This window comes from Yersinia pekkanenii (genome assembly GCF_001152565.1).
Taxonomy (GTDB): domain Bacteria; phylum Pseudomonadota; class Gammaproteobacteria; order Enterobacterales; family Enterobacteriaceae; genus Yersinia; species Yersinia pekkanenii.
Genome location: NZ_CQAZ01000123.1, coordinates 1 through 3070 on the forward strand (window position 1 = coordinate 1; position 3070 = coordinate 3070).

The window sequence follows — 3070 nt, forward strand, 5'->3', positions numbered from 1 at the left end:
GTAGGGCCAGAACGGTGATTTTATCCGGGTCTAGCCAGTAGGTCACTTTGTTGCATTTCAACTGGGAATGGGGCTAACGCAATATAGACAGATTTGTTGATAAGCCGTTTATCCTGATGCACTATAATGAAAATACAATCCATATAAACAATAGGATACAGACTATCTATCCAGTGGGCGATTACGCTAGGTTGTGACTTACTCTATTACCGCATCTGTCACTTTGGATATCAGTGTTGGGGGACACCTCTGAATCGTAAAGTTTTTTAAACGTGTTGGTAATCTCTCGGGTGGTCATCCCTTGAGTATAAAAGGCTAAAATTTGCTCATCAAACCCAGTCAGTCGGGTTTGACCTTTTTGAACAATAACGGGGTCAAATTCACTGTTGCGATCACGGGGTGTCTCGATGGCCAGCTCGCCGTACTGTGAAGTGAGCATTTTGGATGAGAAGCCGTTGCGACTGTTACCACTTTCTCGGCCTTCAGTGGCGCTTTTAGCATAGCCGAGGTGTGTTCCATCTCAGCGCCCAACGCGGCTTCTACCGTCATTTTGACGAACTGGTTGAGGATCTTATTGAGGTCAGCTTCAGTTTTGATATCTTTTGCCAGTTCACCAGTGATCTGACGCAACATTGCGAGCTTGGGAGTATCCGGTGTTCGAGGTTTTTTCGCCATGACTCATATCCTTTTGACTTAACACGCTATAGGAATATAAGCATTTACACAATTTTCAGGACAGGCCCATTTATATATTATATCGGATGATATTCGAAAAGCAGTATTTGTTAATCCTAACGGGAGTATAGAGTATTATGAGAACGGTACATAATGTTTTTAGAGCAGATACACGTGATTTTGAGACAGTACAAAGACAAGAAATGGAAGGACATGGGGGGTTTCGTCCTCATGTACCAAATCCTGGATTCGTACAAAGAAATAATCTTACCTATCATTTTCAAGGGGTGGGAGACATTCCAGATTCCAATCAGGATGTGAGTGCTTCTGTTGCTACAACATGGAATTTTGAACGTGTTGTTGCTATTACTATGCAGCTTATTGATCCGAATGACGATCCAGAGTCAGAACATCAATTCGATCCGGACTCTTCGGCATATATTTACGATATTAGACCGGCAGAAAATTTTTTTGATTTAATCGGATCCTTTGAAATGGCAATATATCAGGCCAGATCGGAAAGAGATAGCGATAGGGTAGAGAGACTTTCTGCGCTGCTTGAAGAGTTTTCAGATATGGATGAAATCGTCGCACACAATGGATTTGGGCCTGATAGGGTTATTCGATATGCCGAACTCACGGGAGAGATGTTAAATACTATTCCTATGAGCGAACTTGCAAACCCACAATATTGGGAAGACAACGGGCTTTGGACTGTGAATGATAACTATAATCGTGCGTACGATAATGATTATAGCAATCCATTACCGTATGAGCCAAGGCTGATAGGAACCCCTACTGGATATGTAATAGGAATAACTGGTGAACCTCTCAGGTTAGATGAGTTTACCCCTCTTATTTATACTCCTTTATCTTTGAGGAATTCACACTTCTCACATAATAGACATAGTAGATCTGTTAACGTAGGCAAGGTTGACCAACCTACCATACCTAAGCATAAACGAATAGCAGCTTATTTTTATGATACAGAATATTACATCCGATCAAGTATAAAAAGAACAGCCGTAGTAGATATGTCACAAAATGAAAGTGGGGCTAATGTTTATGTTTATCAGGATTTGGGATTAATTAACCAACTATGGAGATTACAATACCATAAGGATAAAAAAGCCTATAAAATAGTTAGCTCAAAAAATCCAAAATTGTGCTTAGCTTGGGATAGTTACCGCACAGAAACCTCTGTGGTAGTGCGTCAGGATACGGGGGGGACAGATGACGAATTTTGGACCATTGAACCTACCAAGGATGGTTTTTTCACCATCAAGAGCTTTTATAGCGAGTTTGAAAAAACATGGGTATTAGATTTAACCAACAGTAATACTAATGACCGAGCTGATATAAAGGTTTACCCCCCTAATAATACCATGGCTCAAAAATGGGAAATCACATCAAGGAAGCTTGCTGTTCTTCCTGATGGAACATATCAAATACGAAGCAGCATCCATTCTAATGCAGTGATACAGCTATCAAAAACCTCAGATTGGCCCAATGTAAATATCCATGAAAATTTATATCAACCTAATCAAGTTTGGATATTTAGTTATATCAAAGAAAAAAGAGCTTACATTATATCATCAGGATTAAAAGAAGACCGTTTCTATTTGAGTTGGGATAGCAATCATAGGCCAGAGAACATATTTGGGTATAAAAAGGGACTTTATGATGATCAGTGCTGGATAATTGAAGAAACAAAGGATGGATTTTATGTGTTAAAGAGTTATAAAGATGAAAAAAAAGCAATAGATTTAAGTTACTCTAACATAAATAATATGACCAATATACAATTTTATCCGCGCAACAATAGTAAGGCGCAAAAATGGCAAATTGAACCGGTGAATAACCCCATTATTCCAGATGGGGTGTACAAAATATCGACTAAACTAAACTACAGAAAGGTGCTTGATTATAGACAGCCATCTTTTAATCTTGTGATACAAGACGACATAAAATTAAAAACTTCAGAGTGGCGTATTGTATATGACTACAAATTAAAAGCATATCGCATCCTAAATGAAAATTTCTCAAATATGGGGATTTTTTTTCAAAAAGAAAACTCTCCTGTAAAAATTGATAATGTAGACTCTGTTGCAGATGACAGGTCATATTGGATAATAGAATATGATCAGAATAAAGGTGGGTATATTATAAGGAGTCTGGTTTATCCAAGTCAGATTTTCAAATTAAATGACAGTACTGCAAATGGTACTGATGTACTAACGTATTATCCTATTTCTTTAGAAGACAATCAAATTTGGAATTTTATTCCTGTAAAATAGGTATCGTATCTGGGGGGGGCCGACGCCCCATTCCCAGTTGAAATGCAACAAAGTGACCTACTGGCTAGACCCGGATAAAATCACCGTTCTGGCCCTAC

At 38.6% G+C, this 3070-nt stretch carries 2 protein-coding genes and 1 pseudogene; 1 reads left to right on the forward strand and 2 read right to left on the reverse strand.

What is annotated here, in order from left to right:
* Nucleotides 1–181: 181 nt before the first annotated feature.
* A pseudogene (locus AEP37_RS28010) lies at nt 182–451 on the reverse strand (transposase); the annotation flags it as partial.
* Entirely contained in the window at nt 340–675 is a 336-nt protein-coding gene (locus AEP37_RS27480; RefSeq protein WP_049615503.1) for a hypothetical protein, read from the reverse strand. The pseudogene AEP37_RS28010 and the gene AEP37_RS27480, both read right to left, overlap by 112 nt.
* Nucleotides 676–812: 137 nt before the next feature.
* Here AEP37_RS27480 and AEP37_RS23010 point away from each other — a divergent pair, with 137 nt between their 5' ends.
* Nucleotides 813–2972, forward strand: coding sequence for an RICIN domain-containing protein (locus AEP37_RS23010; RefSeq protein ID WP_082170908.1), 2160 nt, complete (start codon nt 813–815; stop codon nt 2970–2972).
* Nucleotides 2973–3070: the final 98 nt, after the last annotated feature.